Source organism: Bradyrhizobium sp. DOA1, assembly GCF_001593325.1.
Taxonomy (GTDB): Bacteria; Pseudomonadota; Alphaproteobacteria; order Rhizobiales; family Xanthobacteraceae; genus Bradyrhizobium.
This window is the reverse complement of the sequence record NZ_JXJM01000001.1, coordinates 1820847-1837283: the sequence shown is the minus strand read 5'-3', so window position 1 is coordinate 1837283 and position 16437 is coordinate 1820847. Positions and strand designations below refer to the sequence as shown.

Here is a 16437-nt window from a genome sequence, read left to right as displayed (position 1 = left end):
CCCGCTGGTCAGTTCGGCAGCGCTGCCAGCAGCCGCGTGCGCACGCGCGCGATCAGCAGCGGGCTCGCCGCAAGCGCGACGACGATGCTCCAGATCGCGCATTCCGCCAGGAAGCGGAGCATCCCCACTCCCGGCACCATGGTGTGGATCACGAAGCCAAGCTCCCATCCACCGAACACGATCGTGACCATGACCGCGAAGAGCACCAGCATGTGGCGAAGCGGACGATCCAGCGTCTGAAGCATGATGACGACCGTCAGGATTCCGAACTGGGTCAGGAGGTCACTTGCCACGATCGCGATCGCCGCGCCGAGGGGACCGAACCTGGGGATGAGCAGGCCCGACAGGATCAGGAACGCGATCAGCTGCAGCCCCTTGGTCCGGACCAGCAGGTCGCCGCGATTGCTGTGATTGGCAAAGACGAAAGCCATCAGCGATGGCGCAATGATTGCGGAACCGAACAGCAGCGTGATAGCGAGCGTGGCGTTGTTCGGGATGCTGCCGTGGGTCCACAACGCGAAGAAGTCCGACCAGAACGGCAACGCCCCGGCAACGATCAGGCTGGCCGCGGCGGTGACGAGCAGCGACCCCTGGGCATAGAGCGTGCGCAGCCGCACCTTATCACCGATGGCATAATCGTGGCCGAGCTCCGCGCCGATCGGCAGCGTGATCAGGATGCAAACACTCCTCACAAAGCTCGAGATGACGCGGACCAGGGCCCATTGCGCCACCGCGACGCGATCGGCGACCATCGCGCTGACCAGCAGCACCGGCACGTTGATGAGCGCAAGCTCGGTGAGGTTGGCGATGGAGAAGGGCAAGGCAAGGCCGAACTGCCCCGCGCTCCAGCGCCACGACCCAGAGGAGAGCCCACGGGCGCGCCGCAGGAACGGCAACTGGCGCGGCGCGTCATGGACGATCAGGAACAGCGCAAACAGAATCTGGGCCGCGACATAGGCGAGCGCGACCGCGAGCAGGCTGCCGAACCAGGCGATCGCGACGAGCTGGCCGGCCTGCCCAAGCACCGTCGCGATGTTTTGCGACCACACGGCCCGGCCGTACTTGCCGCGCACGCGATAGAGGCCGGCGACGAGATTGGCCGGCAACGCGAGCAGCACGCCGAGGGTGATCGCGAGCATCGCGCTGTCGAAGGTCGGCACCCCCTGAAATCCGAGAACCGCGGCAGGCGGAAACAGCTCGGTGCCGGCGATCAGCAACGCGCCGAGCACGACGACGATGCACAGATAGATCCGCTTCATGCGGGCGAAGAAGCTCGCCGTGCGTCCGTCGCAATCGACGCAGGACTTGAAGGCGAGAAACCGGTTGATCGAACGAAGCTGCAAGCCGCAATCCGCGACGATCACGAGGGCTCCGGCCGCATAGAGCGCAAGCCAGGCCGCGAGCATGTCGCTGTTCCAGAAATGCAGGAATACGGGGATGAGAAGCAGCTGCTGCGTCAGCCCCAACACCATCTGCACGAGGTTCGCCGACCAGCCCTGAATCAGCCGCTGAAGGCGGCCGTTGCCCCCTTCGCTCTTGGGATCGTCCGTCCTACCTGGCGCGTCAACTTGCGTATCGGTCAAGCCGCATCCTTCCCCGCGACCGCGCGCCACGAACCGTCCCGATCGTCCGCGATCGCTGGCGCATCGGTTCCTACGGACGCCGCAGGATCGCCATTGATTCCCGCAGCGGAAAACGCCAACGTGGATTCGAAGCAGAGCGTTAGCGCGTCTTAAGGTGGTTCAACGGCTTAGGCAATGGCATCCGAGTTCATACCGTTCAATCGGCCCTATCCGACCGGAAAAGAGTCCGGCTACATCCAGAAGGCGCTGGAGAGCCTTCACGTGTCCGGCGACGGTCGCTACAGCAAACTCTGCCACCAATGGATCGAGCAGCGCACCGGATGCGCGCGAGCGTTGCTGACGCATTCCTGCACGTCCGCCCTCGACATGGCCGCCATGCTGCTCGACCTTAAGAGCGGCGACGAGGTCATCCTGCCCTCCTTCACTTTCGTATCAAGCGCGAACGCATTCGTGCTGCGCGGTGCGATCCCCGTCTTCGTCGATGTCCGCGAGGACACGCTGAACCTCGACGAACGGCAGGTCGAGGCTGCGATCACCTCGCGCACGCGTGCGATTGCGCCGGTGCACTATGCCGGCGTCGGCTGCGAGATGGATGCGATCGTCGCGATCGCGAAGCGTCACGATCTGCGGATCGTCGAGGACGCCGCGCAAGGGATCATGGCCAGCTACAAGGGCTCTGCGCTCGGCGCCATCGGCGATTTCGGCGCCTTCAGCTTCCACGAGACCAAGAACATCATGTCCGGCGAAGGCGGCTGCCTGCTAGTGAACGACCCCGAGCTTGCGCTGCGCGCCGAGATCATGCGCGAGAAGGGCACCGATCGGAGCCGGTTCTTCCGCGGCGAAGTCGACAAATACACCTGGCAGGATATCGGCTCGTCCTATCTGCCGAGCGATCTCACCGCCGCCTTCCTCTGGGCCCAGCTTGAGGAGGCCGAGCGCATCACGCGCGAGCGGCTGGCGATCTGGAACAGGTATCACGACATGCTGGCGCCGATGGAGCAGCGCGGCCTGCTGCGTCGCCCCATCGTGCCGGGCCACTGCCGCCACAATGGACATCTCTATTACGTGCTGCTGCCACCGGAGATCGACCGTTCCATGGTGCTGCGCAAGCTCAGGGACGAAAACATCCAGGCGGTCTTCCACTACGTGCCGCTGCATTCCTCGCCCGCGGGGCAGCGGTTCGGACGGACGCTTGGCGATCTGGCGCTGACGACCGAACTCTCGGAACGTCTGATCCGGCTGCCGATGTGGATGGCCCTTCAACAAGCTCAGCAGGAGCGAATCTGTGACACGCTCGGGATGATCCTCGGGCGGTAATCTCTAGACCCCGTCCGATTCACCGTTCTTGGCGTCGCGCGCGGCACAAAGGGCGCGAAGATTGGTCGCGCGCCGTCGGGGCCACCAGCGCTTGCCGCCTCCGACGGGTGCGCTCGCCACACCCGGCACGCCGGGCGGGAGCGGGGTGGGGCAATTCGCGTGTCTAGACGCTGCAGCACAGGCGCCTCACTGCCATCGCCCTACCTGAGAATCACTTTACGCACCTGGACCGCGCTCAGCTTTCAACCGGCACGGGTTCCGCCTAGGCGGCTGGATCACGTTCTGCTCGGTCCGGTCGATCAAGATTACGATGGCGCGCTCTCCCCCGACCACGGCTCCCACCAGGACAAGTACCGTGTCCCGAACGTCTTCACCGCCGCGGTCTGCTCCGCACCTCGGCGATCGGGCCGGAGGCCTGCGAAGAGACCCTGCTGTGGGCGGCCCTGCGACCCTCGCGGTGGTCCTGCCGCACCGAGACGGGCTTGGCCTTGGCGGCGACAACGTCAGGCTGGCTGGGGTCGCCGACGCCTGGCTCGATCCCATTACGGTCGCCACGGCGGTTGAGCCGGCGATCTTGTCGGCGATGCCGCCCATCAATGCTGCACCCCAAAGAAAACCGCTGAGCGCGACTCCTTCTTGCCGTTTGGCCTGTTGCCGCACCGGCAATCCGGCAGGCTATCTGGAAAAGTTTTGGCGGCAAATTGGCTCACGATTTCCGTGGCACTCTGACCGGCACAGAAACGCGACCACCACAATGACCGCCCCGAGATCGCGGAGGCGAGCATGGGCGCCCTCGAATTGATGCCAAGGGGGTGCACAAGCTATGCTCGTTCACGACGACTGGTGCGAAGATCGCGTGCAGGGCGTGCGGAAGCAATATTGCCGCGGCCTCGAAAAGCTCAATCTTGCGACTGCGGCGGGCGCGCGAGACCCGGGCTACGATTGCGATGCCTGCCCCCCGATGGAACTCGACGGCGGCACGCCCCGTTCGGCCAACGGAATGAACGCCCGCGAGGCGCTCACAAAGTCTGAAGGCGGCGGCCTGCCGAGACAGGGCGTACAGCGGACCTGCCCACTGCAGCCGGGACAACCCGAACCCAACAGAGGAACGTGGTCGTTTCAATGGCAGTCATCCTTGCATAATCCACAGCCCTATGGCTTCCGCGATCCCGAGCCTCTATAGGTCGCGGGGACGCGAACAGGTCGCTTTCGGGAGAAAGAAGTGGCAGAGCGAATCACTGGCCTCTATCGAGCGATCCGGCTTCCGGCAGTCTACAAAGGACTGATGTCCGTACTCGGCGCGGACAATGCGATCAGGCGATACGTCAGCGAGGTGCTCGAGCCAGCACCCGGCATCACAATGCTGGATGTCGGCTGCGGACCGGCCAATGTTCTCGCTTATCTACCCGAGTTGGATTATACTGGTATCGATCACAATGAGGGCCACATCGCGTTTGCGCGCCAGCGTTATGACGGTCGCGGCCGCTTCATCGTCGGTTCGGCCGATCAGTTGGAGCAGAGCGGGGAAAGCTTCGACCTGATCAACGTGTCGGCCATCCTTCATCATCTCGATGATGATCTGTTCAAGTCGTTGAAGTCACTACTCAACGAGGGCGGACGGATCACCACGATCGACAACGTCTGGCTTCCCGGCCAGCGCGCCGTCGTCAAGCTTATCAACAATCTCGACTCCGGGATGAACATCAGGACTCCGGAAGGCTATCTAAGTCTGATGAGCGGCCTTGGCTACAATATTCAAGCCCGGATCTTTCATGACCTGCTGCGAGTGCCCTACGATCACTTCGTCATGGTTGCCCGAAGCAATCCGGCGCCCTCATCGTGAGTTATCGGCCCGGTCAAATGCAAGGTCCCGGCCCCACGCCCGGGCCTTTCTCTCCTGCTCGCACACAACCATGCGTCGAAGCGAGTTGCACATTCACTGGTGACTATCGATGGCCGAGGCTCGGGCGGCACCCGCTCCTGTGTTGCATGTTTCGCGGTGCCTTGAACGAGACGTCCAAGTTCGAGATCGTCGTGGTTGGAGTTCCGTTCCACGTCAGCTTGGCTTAAGCACAAAATTTGCCATAATACTTAGTGGACGCCACGCAAGGCGCTCGACGCAGCTGGTCGGGCGCTGGTCATCCAAATGCCAACCCGCGCAGATAAACCAAATAGGAAGGATCAATACGGCGTTTGACTGCGACGATAGAGCCCTTGAGTTTCATCCAATGCTTGTGTCGACTTACCAGCTTGGAGACGCGCCGCTCATTTGGCAGGTCATCCCGTCAGCATCGGGCAGCAGACTATCTACCGCTCGTCCAACCACGACGCGGCTGCCCCCAGCCGGCCAGCGCAGCCCCGCAAGTGTCATGCGCACCTCTGCACGCAGGATCGCAGTGAAGATGCCGTTAACGCGCGGGTCGAGCGTGAATTCACGTTCGACCCCCTCGGTGCCCGGCTTGCTGCGGGTCATCAGCCGACTTGCGACCATCAAAGGCAAGAGCAGTGACGTATACGAACTGGAAAACAGGACCTCGAAGCCGTTGCGACGCATCTTCTCTTCGAGTTCGCCGCGGCGGTAACGTCGTTCGTGATATGCGATCTCGTCGGCACGGCTCCACAGCCACGGATGCTGGGGTACGGCGATGATGATGCCGCCGCCGTCCACCGTTGCCGCGCGGATCCCGCGCAAGACGCCCTCGTCATCGGCAATGTGCTCGATCACGTCAAACGCACCCACCAGGTCGAACACACCGCGCGCCGGAATATGACGTGCGTCCATCTGCACGAATTCAATCTGCGGGAGGCGCGTTCGGGCAAAGGTGAGCCCGGACGGATGCAGCTCCGAACCCACCAGCCGGCGCCACTGGCGCGATTGCGCAAACGCACGCAGCACAACGCCGTTGCCGCAGCCGATCTCAAGGAACCGGCGCGCATCGGGAAAGAAGAGCTCGGCTAGGCCGACCAGCAGCTCGTTGCGCGCGACGAACCAGAAATGCTCGTCCTCGACTTTGGCGAGCGCCTCGAAGTTGTGCGGGTCCATCCCGCTGATCGTGTCGGCGAGCTCCGGCGCAAACATTGGGATGCCTTCGCGCTCAGCGACGGCGATCCCACAAGCCGGGCACTGCCAGCCCACCGGCCAGATCGGCTCGCGATCGTCGATTTCCTCTTCGGAACCGCACGCGGGGCAGCGGCGGCGCCCTTGAGTTGGACCGATCATAGGAAACACGCAGCGGCGGTTTGGGCATGACCAACAATTGGGGGTGAATTCATCGCGGAGTCACTGTAAACACGGCCCTGATGGCGGCCGGACGAGGGCCTGCCAGCAACCTGTTCGGATCAATCACGCGCGTCAAGCCCATCGCGGCATGCCGTCCGGTCTCACTGAAGTCAAACCTGTGCGTATCTCGATCATCCAGTCCTGCTATATTCCTTGGAAGGGCTTCTTCGACCTGATCGGGCAATGCGACGAATACGTGATCTTCGACCGCATGCAATACGTGAAGCGGCACTGGCACAACCGCAACCGGATCAAGACCGCGAGTGGAGTAGAATGGCTAACCATTCCCGTCGTGACAAAGGGACGGTTCGACCAGCCGATCGACGAGGTCGAGATCGAAAAGCCCTGGGCGGAGAAACACTGGCGAACACTGGAACTGGCCTACCGACGCGCGCCGTTCTTCGATGCATTTGCATCTGCGGTTCGCGCCTGGTACGAGCGTGCAGACAAGGAGAGGCGCCTGACCGGCGTCAACGAGCTATTCACGCGCGAGATCGCGGGCCTGCTCGGGTTGAAGACGCGGATCGTTCGGGACACGGCCTATCCTGGAGAGGGCGTGAAGACAGCGCGGCTGCTTTCAATCGCCCGAGCCGCCGGCGCCGACAGCTATCTCAGCGGCCCGTCCGCTCGGGCCTATCTCGACGAAGAGATGTTTGCCTCCGCGGGTATTGCCACAGAGTGGATGAGCTATCACGGCTACCCCGACTATCCGCAGCTCCATGCTGGGTTCGAACATGCCGTCAGCATCCTGGACCTGATCTTCAATACCGGCCCCGAGGCGCGGCACTTCGCGCGCCTGAGGCGTAATAAGTCGGCGGATTCGGGCTCGCAGCAAAAAGTCCCGGAACGAGTCCCGGGATCTTCAATTGTTGGGCCGCGCAGCCTATGACGCTGTTGATTGCCGTGAACGCAGGGGCTTACCTCTCGCCGAGATGCGAACCGCCGCGCCGGCTGCAACTAGACCCTTGGACCGCGCCTAGTCGTCGGGCCGCATCGCACTGCGCGCCGGCGTACCAAGTGTAGTGGTTCCCAACCGTGCGGTCGCTCAAATGGCTGCACCGCTGAAGCCGAGTTGTTGAAGGAATTGTCGGAGTTCGACAGCCGGATACTGCTGGTCGACACCATGCCGGCGTATTGTCCTGGCCGTGCTGCTTCGATGTTGAGCGCACCGCTGATGAACAATAGCGTTCATCGCGCGAACATGCACGGTGGAAAAGTGATTGGATCGCTGCGGTGCTTAGCCTGAACGGGCACATTGCATCAAATGTCCCATTTTCGTCGGATGTGTAGGTTTCTGAAACTCCAAAGCGTACAGTCGGGGATAACACTCGTACTCAAAACAATCGTGAACCCGTACGCGCCGATGCACGTACCAGCTGAAAGCGAGTCGCAGGCTAATTATTGGAGCTTCGGCGAGACTGCGCCTCGGCGGCGGAGGGAAAGCGGAACTGTTTGGGTCAAAGCAATGGTACGGAGGGCTTGGTAACCCTGCATGCGGGATACTTCGAACTGCTCGGGGAGTAGCAGGTCGGACCTGCAGAGGTCGCTAAGGGCCTTTTCGATTCTACGTCGCAGAGAAGTAGGAAGACCAAAGCACTGTCACTGAGGGATCAAAGCAAGGGAGCCTCTGTATCAGACCTACTCCCGCCACCACCATGAGGGTGACGAAACCACGAAAGGGCAGCGAGGAGCGAATTTCTTGAACGGCGTGGCCACTGCGCGGAGATCTCGACCATCTGGGTGTTGCGGGCCTCGCGAACCGTTGTTAGCCGCAGGCCCTGAACAATTAGATGGCTCATCCGACTAGACCGCCAAGACGACATTGTACTTCGGCCGTATTCAAGCAAATACTTGGGTCAAAAGTTGGAGACATCGAAATAACCACAGAATTAACGAGTAGTTCGGTTTCTTTACGGGCTCGTTGGCCGCTGATATCGATGCCGTAGTGCAGAAGTTGAGCGGCGAGGCAAGATTGGAATTCCATAAAGAAATAAAATTTCGGACAATTCATGCCGGATGGCAACCACAAGTGGGGTCGATATCTCATAAAATGCGTCCTAATTCGAGGCGAATTCTCAAGCACGTCCAAGGTTGTTTCGTGATTTCCAATTATTTGCGCCTTTCGCCTAGTTGCCTTATTAAGGGCACGCTGCCGGCTACCGCCCCAGGACGGCGACCTAAGACATTGCAATACTACGGCATTTCTACTGACTGCCGGGAATTCTCCAAGAGACGATGATGCAGGCGCCCGAATTGATCGCAGAAGTGCTCCGAAGCAGTGGCGCTCACATTCCGTCCGGCGACACCCCTCTAGCCGAGCTTGAGGGCTGGGATTCGCTCAAGGGCGTGCGGCTTGTGCTGCGCCTTGAGGAGATCGTCGGAAGGGAGCTTTCCGAGGACGATATTGAGCGCCTTCAGTCGGTCGGCGACGTCGAGCGGCTATTGAAGGCCATATGAGCAATGGCTCCGACTGATGATCGCTGGGTAGTTGTCTCAGGCGCCGACGGCGCGCTTGGGCGTGGGTTGTTGGCACATTTCGCAAACAAGGGACATCCGGTCCTGGCGCTCGATCGCACTTTCGATGCCCCTGCGCATCCGCGGACGGTATCCCGGAAGCTGGATCTCACCGATGAAGCACAGCTCCGGCAGACTCTGGCAGAAGCGATTCCCGCGAATGCGTCGATCGCCCTGCTGATCAACGCCGTCGGCCTAATCTGGAACGAACCCACGCTCAGCTTCAAGGGCGCGAAACTCGTGCCCCACGGCCTAAGCTCCTGGCGAAACGTGATCGAAGCAAATTTGACGGCGCCCTTCGTTGTCGCAGCCCACGTCGCCGCGCGTATGGCACGGCGCGGCGGCGGCGCGATCGTTAACTTCTCGTCGATCGCCAGCGAAGGGAACCAAGGCCAGGCTGCCTATGGCGCGGCCAAGGCCGGCATCGAGGGATTGACCCGCACCATGGCGGTCGAGCTTGGGCCCCTCGGCGTGCGCACTAATGCGCTGGCGCTTGGCTTCATCGACGTTGCGACTACCCGTGATGCGGTCACAGGCGAGCGGCTTGAAGGCTATGTGCAGAAGACACCGGTCGGCCGCCTCGGGCAGCTCGAGGATATCGTTAGTGCCGTAGAGTTCCTTGCAGCTAATAGCTTCGCCAACGGCACAGTCGTGAAGCTCGACGGAGGCTTGCGTCTCTAGTGACGGATCTCTGGAGCAGCTTCATGGAGATCGCCGACGCCGATCAGACCGCGCCGGCGCTGATCCTGCGCGATACCGTTTGCAGCTTTGGTGAGTTGAAGTCGCTGGCTGAACACTGTGCGGCGGAGCTCTTTATTCGCGGCATCGTCAAGGGCGACGTAGTGGCTCTGCAGCTCCCCAAGCGCCGCATCACCTATGCGCTTCTACTCGGCTGCCTCAAACTCGGCGTACCCTACGTGTTCATCGACCCGAAAAATCCGGCCGAGCGTAGCCTGCGCATCCTGGAGCAGCTTCGTCCAAAATTGCTGTTCAGCTCATCCGACACCACTAATCCCTTCGGTGCGGTGGTGAAGCTATCAGATGGCACCGACTACGACTGGCTCGGGGACGCGACGCTCCCGCCTGCGGCCGCCGCGCAGCCGATCACCGGGACGGACCCGGCCTATGTGATGTTTACGTCAGGCTCGACCGGAGAGCCGAAGGGCGCCGTGATCCCGCATCAGGGCGTGTTGAGTCTGATCGCGTGGGCGAAGGAGATGCTGCGCGCCTCACCGAACGAGCGCTTTACCAGTATCAACCCGCTGCACTTCGACAATTCGGTTTTCGACGTTTATTGCGGCCTTTTCAACGGCGCGGCACTGGTACCGATCGAGACCTCGGAAGTCAGCAATCCCGCAAGCTGGGTGAAGATGATCCGGGCAGGGCAAGCGAGCGTAATGTTTGCGGTGCCGACGCTGTTCCTGATCCTCGACCAGCTAGGCCTATTGACGCCGCAAGCCCTCCCTGATCTGCGGGTCTTCCAGTTCGGCGGCGAGGGTTACCCGATCGGCAAACTGCGCGAGTTCTATGCGCGTTTCGCGGGCCGCGCGCGCCTCATTAACGTCTATGGACCGACTGAGACGAGCTGCATCTGCTCCAGCATCGAGATTATCCCCGATATCCTGACGGCACCTGATACCGAATTTCCTCCACTTGGCGCGATGCACCCGGATTTCACGCATGTCATTCTCGACGAAGAGCAAAGGCCTGTGCCGCTGGGCGAAGCGGGCGAGCTATGGATCGGCGGCCCCTGCGTCGGCCTCGGCTACTACGCAAATGGGCAGGAGACCGCGGCGAAGTTTCGGCAGGATCCGAGACATGATCGTTACCGCTCGATCTTCTACCGCTCCGGCGACCGCGTCCGCGAAGACGAGCACGCGCGCCTCTGGTTCCACGGCCGGGTCGACAACCAGGTGAAGATTCGCGGCCATCGAATTGAGCTCGAGGAGATCGACCTCGCGGTGCAGAGCCTTGCCGGCGTCCGGCGCGCCCTGGCAGTAGTCCTCGACGGTTCCGACGGCACCGAGATTGCGGTCGCCTACGTTGCGGACCGCGTCATCCCGTCAAGGGAGATCACAGCCCGCTGCCGTGAAATGTTGCCTGCCTATATGTGCCCTGCGAAAATCGTCCAGCTTGACGAGCTGCCGCGCAACGCCAACGGGAAGGTCGATCGCAAGGCGGCGCGCGCGTTCATTGAGCAGATGGCCTAACGATGAAGCTTTCGATCGTCACCACGCTATACCGGTCGGCCGCCCATATCGCGGAGTTTCACCGGCGCGCGAGCGAGGCCGCGGCACGGATCACCGACGACTATGAGATCGTGATGGTCGACGATGGCTCGCCGGATAATTCGCTCGAGCTTGCCTGCGCGCTCGGCGAAAACGATCCTCATTTGCGCGTCGTCGAGCTTTCGCGCAATTTCGGCCACCACAAGGCATTAATGGCCGGTCTCGACCATGCCCGCGGCGAGCTTTGCTTCCTGATCGACAGCGACCTCGAGGAAGACCCGGCATTGCTCCGCACCTTCTTCGAAAGGATGAAGACGACCGATTGCGACGTAGTCTACGGTTTCCAGGAGCGACGCAAGGGCGGCACCTTCGAGAGCGTCGGCGGCCGGGTCGCCTGGTACTGGATCAACAAACTCTATTCGATTAACATTCCTCTGAACCAGTGCACGGTGCGGCTGATGCGCCGCGAATATGTCGACGCCCTGCTGATGCACCGCGAAAGCAACACTGTGATCGGCGGGCTTTGGGTGATCACCGGATTTCGCCAGGTCGGAGCGTCCATCACCAAGGGGAATCGCAGCGACACGACCTATTCTCCTCGGTTGCGACTCGGCACACTCGTAAACGGCATCACGTCCTTCAGCACCGTGCCCCTGAACTTGATGGTCATGTGCGGCATGATCATCGCCATGATCTCCTTCGCGTTCGGCATCTTTGTGATCCTCCAGAAGCTGATCTATAACGCCTCCGCGGGCTGGGCCTCGTTGATGTTCTCGATCTGGTTCATAGGCGGCATCATTGTGTTCTGCCTTGGCGTGATCGGCATCTACGTGTCCCGCATCTTCGTCGAGACCAAGAACCGGCCCTACGTCATCGTTCGCAGGGTCCACCAGAGAGCTCAGCCATGACCGATAAGATTGATCCCGCCCGAGCCGCCTATCAAACCCGAGAAGAGCAGCACTGGACGGAGCTCAAGAGCATTCTCGATGACGGCGAGATTTCGCTGCAGGAGACGCTCATCAACTATCCGGCGTTCGTTCGGCGGCGGGAAATGACGCGCCTTCTGGCGGACTACGACCTGTTCCGCATGGTCAAGGACCTACCCGGCTCCATCGTCGAGCTAGGCGTCTTCCTCGGTGCCGGCCTCTTCACATGGTCGAAGCTGCTCGAGACATTCGTTCCGGGTGACCGTTCACGCAAGGTGTTCGGCTTCGAGAGCGGCGGCGGCTATCAGGATTTCGCGCCGGAGGACGGCGACCCCAGGCCCTGGATCGAGAGCGTGGTCGGGCGCAAGGAGGTACCGGACCGCTATCTCGAGCGCATGGTGAAGCTGACCAACCAAGACAATCTGCTGCCCGGCGTCGAGCGCTGCCGCGTGATTTCCGGCGACATCCTCCAAACGGTGCCGGCCTTCGCCGCAGGCAACCAGGGCACGCGGCTGTCGATGATCTTCTTCGACGTCAACCTGTACAAGCCGACGCTGACCGCCTTCCGCGCGCTCTATCCCCTGCTCGTGCCCGGCGGCGTCGTCGCCATGAACGGATACGGCTCGCCGCCCTGGCTTGGCGAGACCACCGCCTTCGAGCACTATTTCAAGGAGATCGGCCAGCACCTGCCGCGCTTGCGCAAGCTGTCCTACTCGATCCGGCCCGGCGGCTACTTCATCAAGGAATAGGCCGCGATGAAGAAGACCAAGGTTCTGCTGTTCACCTCGCAGGACATCGGCAACGATGTCTTCTCGTGGATGCATGCGCGCAACGACATCGACCTCACCGTGGTGACCCAGCGCACGCAACGCGACGAGATCTACGGCTATCGGGCGACGCTCGATCTCTGCCTGGAAAAGGGCGTGACCGCGCTGACGCCGAAGCGGATCGACAACGCGTTCCTGACCGAGATCGAGGCCTTGGCGCCGGACCTGATCGTCTGCGCGTATTATCCCCGCATCTTCCCGCGCCGCCTGCTTGCGATTCCCCCGCTCGGCTGCATCAACGTGCATCCCGGACTGCTGCCGCACTATCGCGGCACCTTCCCGTCTCCGTGGTGCATCCTCAACAACGAGAAAGAGATCGGTGTCACGCTGCACTACATGGACGAGGGGATCGACACCGGCGACATTCTGGTGCAGCGGCTCCACCCGATCGGGCCCGATGAGACCGGGCACGAGCTCTACAAGAGATCGATGAAGCTCTGCGCCGACCTCCTGATCGAGAATTTCGACAAGGTCCTGCGCGGGGAACTGACGGCGCGGAAGCAGCCTGCCGGCGGCTCCTATTACAACAGGATCGCGCCGCAATACCGGATCGACTGGCATCAGCCGCGCTCCGAGATCCGCAACCAGATCCGCGTGCACGCAAGACCTTATTTCCCGGCCCACGCATTCCTGCTGAACAAATGCGTGACCATCAACAAGGCCTCGTTCATCGATCTCGACGACTATCGTGCACAGGGATCCGGCACGATCTGCAAGGTGTTCGAGAACATGTCGTTCGTCGTCTCCTGCGTCGACGGATGCCTCCTGATCGAGGACTACGACCTGTTTCCGATCCTGCGGCCCGACGATATCGCCCTTCACATCCGCCCCGGCAACCGATTCTGAAGACACCATGACCGACGAAGAGAGAAAGTCACCGGCCGCGATCGATGGCACCTATGGCGCCTTCTACCAGAAGCGCAATCCAGCGCATGTCTACCCCGTTGAGTTCGTCGTCCGCGCCTATCTCGGCAACTATCCGCGGCACAAGACCGACGCCGCCAGCTATCACGGCAAACGCGTGCTCGATCTCGGCTGCGGCGACGGCCGCAACATGCCGCTGCTCCGCAATCTCGGAATGGAGGTGCACGGCACCGAGATCTCGCAGGAGATCTGCGATCTCACCACGGCGCGGATGAAAAATCTCGGCATCGAGGCGACCCTTGCCGTCGGGCGCAATCACGCCCTGCCCTACCCGGACGGCTTCTTCGACAATGTCCTGGCCTGTCATGCCTGTTACTACGTCGATCCCGGCACGCGCTTCCCCGACAATGTGCGGGAGATCGCCCGCGTGATGCGCCCCGGCGGATCCTTCGTGTTCTCGGCTCCGATCGGCACCACCTACGTGTTGCGCGAGGCCAAGGATCACGGCGACGGGCACATGGAGATCGCCGCCGATCCCTACGGGCTGCGCAACGGCTACGTTCTCAAGAAATTCGATAACGAAGCCGAGATCGTGAACGCGCTTTCACCGGCCTTCACGGACTTCGAAATTGGCTCGTGCCGCAACGATTTCTGGGGTATCGAAGAGCACGTCTGGACTGTCGCCTGCCGCAAGGCCGGCTGACGTTCGGGCGTCCGAGCGAGACACCTGACCTGGACACCTGACAATGGCTTTGTATTCCGGCGAGGAGCGGCCGCGCCGCATCGTGATCTTCGGAACCGGTCAGGGCGCAGACACCGCCCGCCGCTACTTCGAATGGGATACGCCTCACGAAATCAGCGGCTACGTGGTCGACCGCGAATTCTTCACCGCAGGCGAGTTCAAGGGGCGCCCGGTGGTGGCCGTCGACGAGGCCGTTGGCCGCTTCCCCCCGGGCGACTACCTCGCTTTCGTTCCGCTCGGATCCGGGCGCATGAACATGTTGCGGGCGGAAAAGTACGAGCTCATGAAATCGCTCGGCTACCGTTTCATCTCCTATGTGCACGGATCGAACCGGCTGGCCGGGCATTGCGAGATCGGCGAGAACTGCTTCATCTTGGAAAACCAGTCGGTGAATTTCGACGCCGTCATCGGCGACAACGTCGTGATCTGGAGCGGCTGCCAGATCGGTGACCGCAGCTGGATCGGCAACCATGCCTTTCTCGCCTCACACGTCGTGCTCAACGGCGACGTCACGATCGACGACTACGTCTATCTCGGCAGCAACTGCAACATCTCCAACAGCGTCCGCGTCGGCCGACAGTCGTTCATTGGCGCCAATGCGCTGATCACGAAGGACACGGACGAGCGCGCGGTTCACGTCGTCGAAGCGACGCCCGCCATGGGCATAGACAGCATGCGCTTCATTAAGCTGCTAAAGAACCACCACTAGGACGGGGCATGATCCGGAAAAGTGTGCAGCGGTTTTCCGAAGAGATCATGCCCAAACAGGAATCCATCATGGCCGAGCATTACGAGCGACTGGGATTGGTCTATGGCGCGACCGGCGCGAGCTGGCATCGTTCGCATTGCCAGAATCCGTTCGTTCAGCAGCTTTCGCCGACCCTCTATCGCGTGCATTTTGCCGCGCGTGACGAAAAGAACCGGTCGCAGGGCGCGTGGGCCGATATCGAGGTGACCGGCGCCGGTCTCGTGGTGAAGGAGGCCGCACCCGCGCCCTCGCTCACGCTCGGCCGGCTCGGTGCCTTCGACGATTGCGGGGCGATGCCGGGCAGCATCGTGGCGCATCAAGGGCGTCTCCTGATGTATTACACGGGCTGGACGCTGGCGCGCGCGGTGCCCTTCACCTTCTTCATCGGCGCGGCGGAATCGCGCGATGGCGGCAAGACCTTCCAGAAAGTGTCGGAAGCGCCGGTACTGGGCCGAAATCATTTCGACCCGTTTTTGACCGGTGCCCCCTGGGTGGTCGCGGAAGGCGGCCGCTTGCGCATGTGGTACATCTCCGGCACCGAATGGGTACCGGGTGCGACCCTAAGCGAGCCTCCGACGCACTACTACTCGATCAAGCATGCGATGAGCGACGACGGCATCACCTGGCAAGTCAATGATCGGCTTTGCCTGCCCTATCTGGAGAATGAACACGCGATCGCGCGCCCCGTCGTCATGAAGGTTGATGACGGCTACCGCATGATCTATTCGGCGCGTCGGCTCGGCGAGACGTATCGGATCTACAGTGCGACCTCCCCAGATGGGCTGTCGTGGCAGCGCGAGGCCTCGCCGATGATCGACGTTGCATCGTCAGGATGGGATTCCGAGATGGTCTGCTACGGCAGCCGTCTGGAAACGCCGCAGGGCAACTTCCTGCTCTATAACGGCAACGCGTACGGCAAGGACGGGTTCGGCGCAGCACGCTGGACCTGATCTCTGCGAGGCGTCCTGCCAACTGCCGTCAGCCTACGATCTGATGATCGGTATGCAGGCCCGCCAAATACTCTGCCAGCACGTCGTCTTGTCACCCGTGTGGTTTAGATGCGCGACCGCCTCGGACGGCCATGACGCCGGCACAGGTGGATCCGGCTGCTGAGCGATGGAGCTCACGGCGTCGGCGCCACAAAGCGAAACCTTCGCATGACGGCCGCGACGGCTCCTCGCGATGCCAGCCGCGCCACGCCCCTGCCAAATCGTTCCAGGCGACGTCATAGCAGCCGCCACCGACCGCCTCGGCGCCAACGGGTGACCACATTCCGGCTCGGCCTAGGTTTCCCGGCGCACCGTTCATCTTCAGCAACGAACCAGTCCCCCGGTCGAGAGGAGATAGTTGTCGCCGCTCACGGCCAAGCTCGTCGAGCCCGCGGGGATCGCATTGACGAAGCACATAT

At 61.9% G+C, this 16437-nt stretch carries 15 protein-coding genes; 13 read left to right on the top strand and 2 right to left on the bottom strand.

Annotated features, from left to right (window positions below):
- Positions 1-8: 8 nt before the first annotated feature.
- On the bottom strand, positions 9-1583 hold the full coding sequence (locus SE91_RS08570; protein ID WP_061847280.1) for a lipopolysaccharide biosynthesis protein: 1575 nt from the start codon (positions 1581-1583) through the stop codon (positions 9-11).
- A 174-nt stretch (positions 1584-1757) separates the two neighbouring features.
- Here SE91_RS08570 and rffA point away from each other — a divergent pair, with 174 nt between their 5' ends.
- The 3 genes from rffA (at position 1758) to SE91_RS08560 (ending at position 4743) form a co-directional block, all read left to right on the top strand.
- A complete protein-coding gene (gene rffA / locus SE91_RS08565) occupies positions 1758-2900 on the top strand; it encodes a dTDP-4-amino-4,6-dideoxygalactose transaminase (protein WP_061847279.1) in 1143 nt (380 codons plus the stop codon).
- A gap of 823 nt (positions 2901-3723) precedes the next feature.
- A complete protein-coding gene (locus SE91_RS36090) occupies positions 3724-4083 on the top strand; it encodes a hypothetical protein (protein WP_156489525.1) in 360 nt (119 codons plus the stop codon).
- A gap of 39 nt (positions 4084-4122) precedes the next feature.
- Positions 4123-4743, top strand: coding sequence for a class I SAM-dependent methyltransferase (locus SE91_RS08560; RefSeq protein ID WP_156489524.1), 621 nt, complete (start codon positions 4123-4125; stop codon positions 4741-4743).
- A gap of 399 nt (positions 4744-5142) precedes the next feature.
- Here the strand turns inward: SE91_RS08560 and SE91_RS08555 are convergent, their stop codons facing one another.
- Complete coding sequence (locus SE91_RS08555; RefSeq protein ID WP_082813698.1) at positions 5143-6120, bottom strand: class I SAM-dependent methyltransferase; 978 nt, start codon at positions 6118-6120, stop codon at positions 5143-5145.
- A gap of 178 nt (positions 6121-6298) precedes the next feature.
- On the opposite strand from SE91_RS08555, the gene SE91_RS08550 reads away from it, so the two are divergent.
- The 10 genes from SE91_RS08550 (at position 6299) to SE91_RS08505 (ending at position 15979) form a co-directional block, all read left to right on the top strand.
- Entirely contained in the window at positions 6299-7069 is a 771-nt protein-coding gene (locus tag SE91_RS08550) for a WbqC family protein (RefSeq protein WP_082813697.1), read from the top strand.
- Positions 7070-8415: 1346 nt separating this feature from the next.
- Positions 8416-8637 (top strand): acyl carrier protein, encoded by a 222-nt coding sequence (locus SE91_RS08545; RefSeq protein ID WP_061847276.1) that lies wholly within the window; start codon positions 8416-8418, stop codon positions 8635-8637.
- 3 nt (positions 8638-8640) lie between these two features.
- A complete protein-coding gene (locus SE91_RS08540; protein ID WP_082813696.1) occupies positions 8641-9375 on the top strand; it encodes an SDR family NAD(P)-dependent oxidoreductase in 735 nt (244 codons plus the stop codon).
- A 23-nt stretch (positions 9376-9398) separates the two neighbouring features.
- A complete protein-coding gene (locus SE91_RS08535) occupies positions 9399-10904 on the top strand; it encodes an amino acid adenylation domain-containing protein (protein ID WP_156489523.1) in 1506 nt (501 codons plus the stop codon).
- A gap of 2 nt (positions 10905-10906) precedes the next feature.
- Positions 10907-11830, top strand: a complete 924-nt coding sequence (locus SE91_RS08530) for a glycosyltransferase family 2 protein (protein ID WP_061847273.1) — start codon at positions 10907-10909, stop codon at positions 11828-11830.
- Complete coding sequence (locus SE91_RS08525; RefSeq protein WP_061847272.1) at positions 11827-12597, top strand: TylF/MycF/NovP-related O-methyltransferase; 771 nt, start codon at positions 11827-11829, stop codon at positions 12595-12597. Before SE91_RS08530 ends, SE91_RS08525 begins: the two co-directional genes overlap by 4 nt.
- A gap of 6 nt (positions 12598-12603) precedes the next feature.
- On the top strand, positions 12604-13521 hold the full coding sequence (locus SE91_RS08520; protein WP_061847271.1) for a methionyl-tRNA formyltransferase: 918 nt from the start codon (positions 12604-12606) through the stop codon (positions 13519-13521).
- Positions 13522-13528: 7 nt separating this feature from the next.
- A complete protein-coding gene (locus SE91_RS08515; RefSeq protein WP_061847270.1) occupies positions 13529-14242 on the top strand; it encodes a class I SAM-dependent methyltransferase in 714 nt (237 codons plus the stop codon).
- Between the two features lie 43 nt (positions 14243-14285).
- The gene (locus tag SE91_RS08510; protein WP_082813695.1) at positions 14286-14990 is read left to right on the top strand and encodes an acetyltransferase; all 705 of its coding nucleotides are present in this window, start codon (positions 14286-14288) and stop codon (positions 14988-14990) included.
- Between the two features lie 8 nt (positions 14991-14998).
- Positions 14999-15979: a glycoside hydrolase family protein gene (locus SE91_RS08505; RefSeq protein WP_061847268.1), complete on the top strand. Its 981-nt coding sequence runs from the start codon at positions 14999-15001 to the stop codon at positions 15977-15979.
- Positions 15980-16437 lie beyond the last annotated feature (458 nt).

Excerpts from the sequence above, each read along its gene's own strand:
- SE91_RS08555 (WP_082813698.1), bottom strand. The coding sequence starts at position 6,120 with ATGATCGGTCCAACTCAAGGGCGCCGCCGCTGCCCCGCGTGCGGTTCC.
- SE91_RS08525 (WP_061847272.1), top strand. The coding sequence starts at position 11,827 with ATGACCGATAAGATTGATCCCGCCCGAGCCGCCTATCAAACCCGAGAA.
- SE91_RS08530 (WP_061847273.1), top strand. The coding sequence starts at position 10,907 with ATGAAGCTTTCGATCGTCACCACGCTATACCGGTCGGCCGCCCATATC.
- SE91_RS08545 (WP_061847276.1), top strand. The coding sequence starts at position 8,416 with ATGATGCAGGCGCCCGAATTGATCGCAGAAGTGCTCCGAAGCAGTGGC.
- SE91_RS08520 (WP_061847271.1), top strand. The coding sequence starts at position 12,604 with ATGAAGAAGACCAAGGTTCTGCTGTTCACCTCGCAGGACATCGGCAAC.
- SE91_RS36090 (WP_156489525.1), top strand. The coding sequence starts at position 3,724 with ATGCTCGTTCACGACGACTGGTGCGAAGATCGCGTGCAGGGCGTGCGG.
- SE91_RS08515 (WP_061847270.1), top strand. The coding sequence starts at position 13,529 with ATGACCGACGAAGAGAGAAAGTCACCGGCCGCGATCGATGGCACCTAT.
- SE91_RS08510 (WP_082813695.1), top strand. The coding sequence starts at position 14,286 with ATGGCTTTGTATTCCGGCGAGGAGCGGCCGCGCCGCATCGTGATCTTC.
- SE91_RS08535 (WP_156489523.1), top strand. The coding sequence starts at position 9,399 with ATGGAGATCGCCGACGCCGATCAGACCGCGCCGGCGCTGATCCTGCGC.
- SE91_RS08505 (WP_061847268.1), top strand. The coding sequence starts at position 14,999 with ATGATCCGGAAAAGTGTGCAGCGGTTTTCCGAAGAGATCATGCCCAAA.
- SE91_RS08540 (WP_082813696.1), top strand. The coding sequence starts at position 8,641 with ATGGCTCCGACTGATGATCGCTGGGTAGTTGTCTCAGGCGCCGACGGC.
- rffA (WP_061847279.1), top strand. The coding sequence starts at position 1,758 with ATGGCATCCGAGTTCATACCGTTCAATCGGCCCTATCCGACCGGAAAA.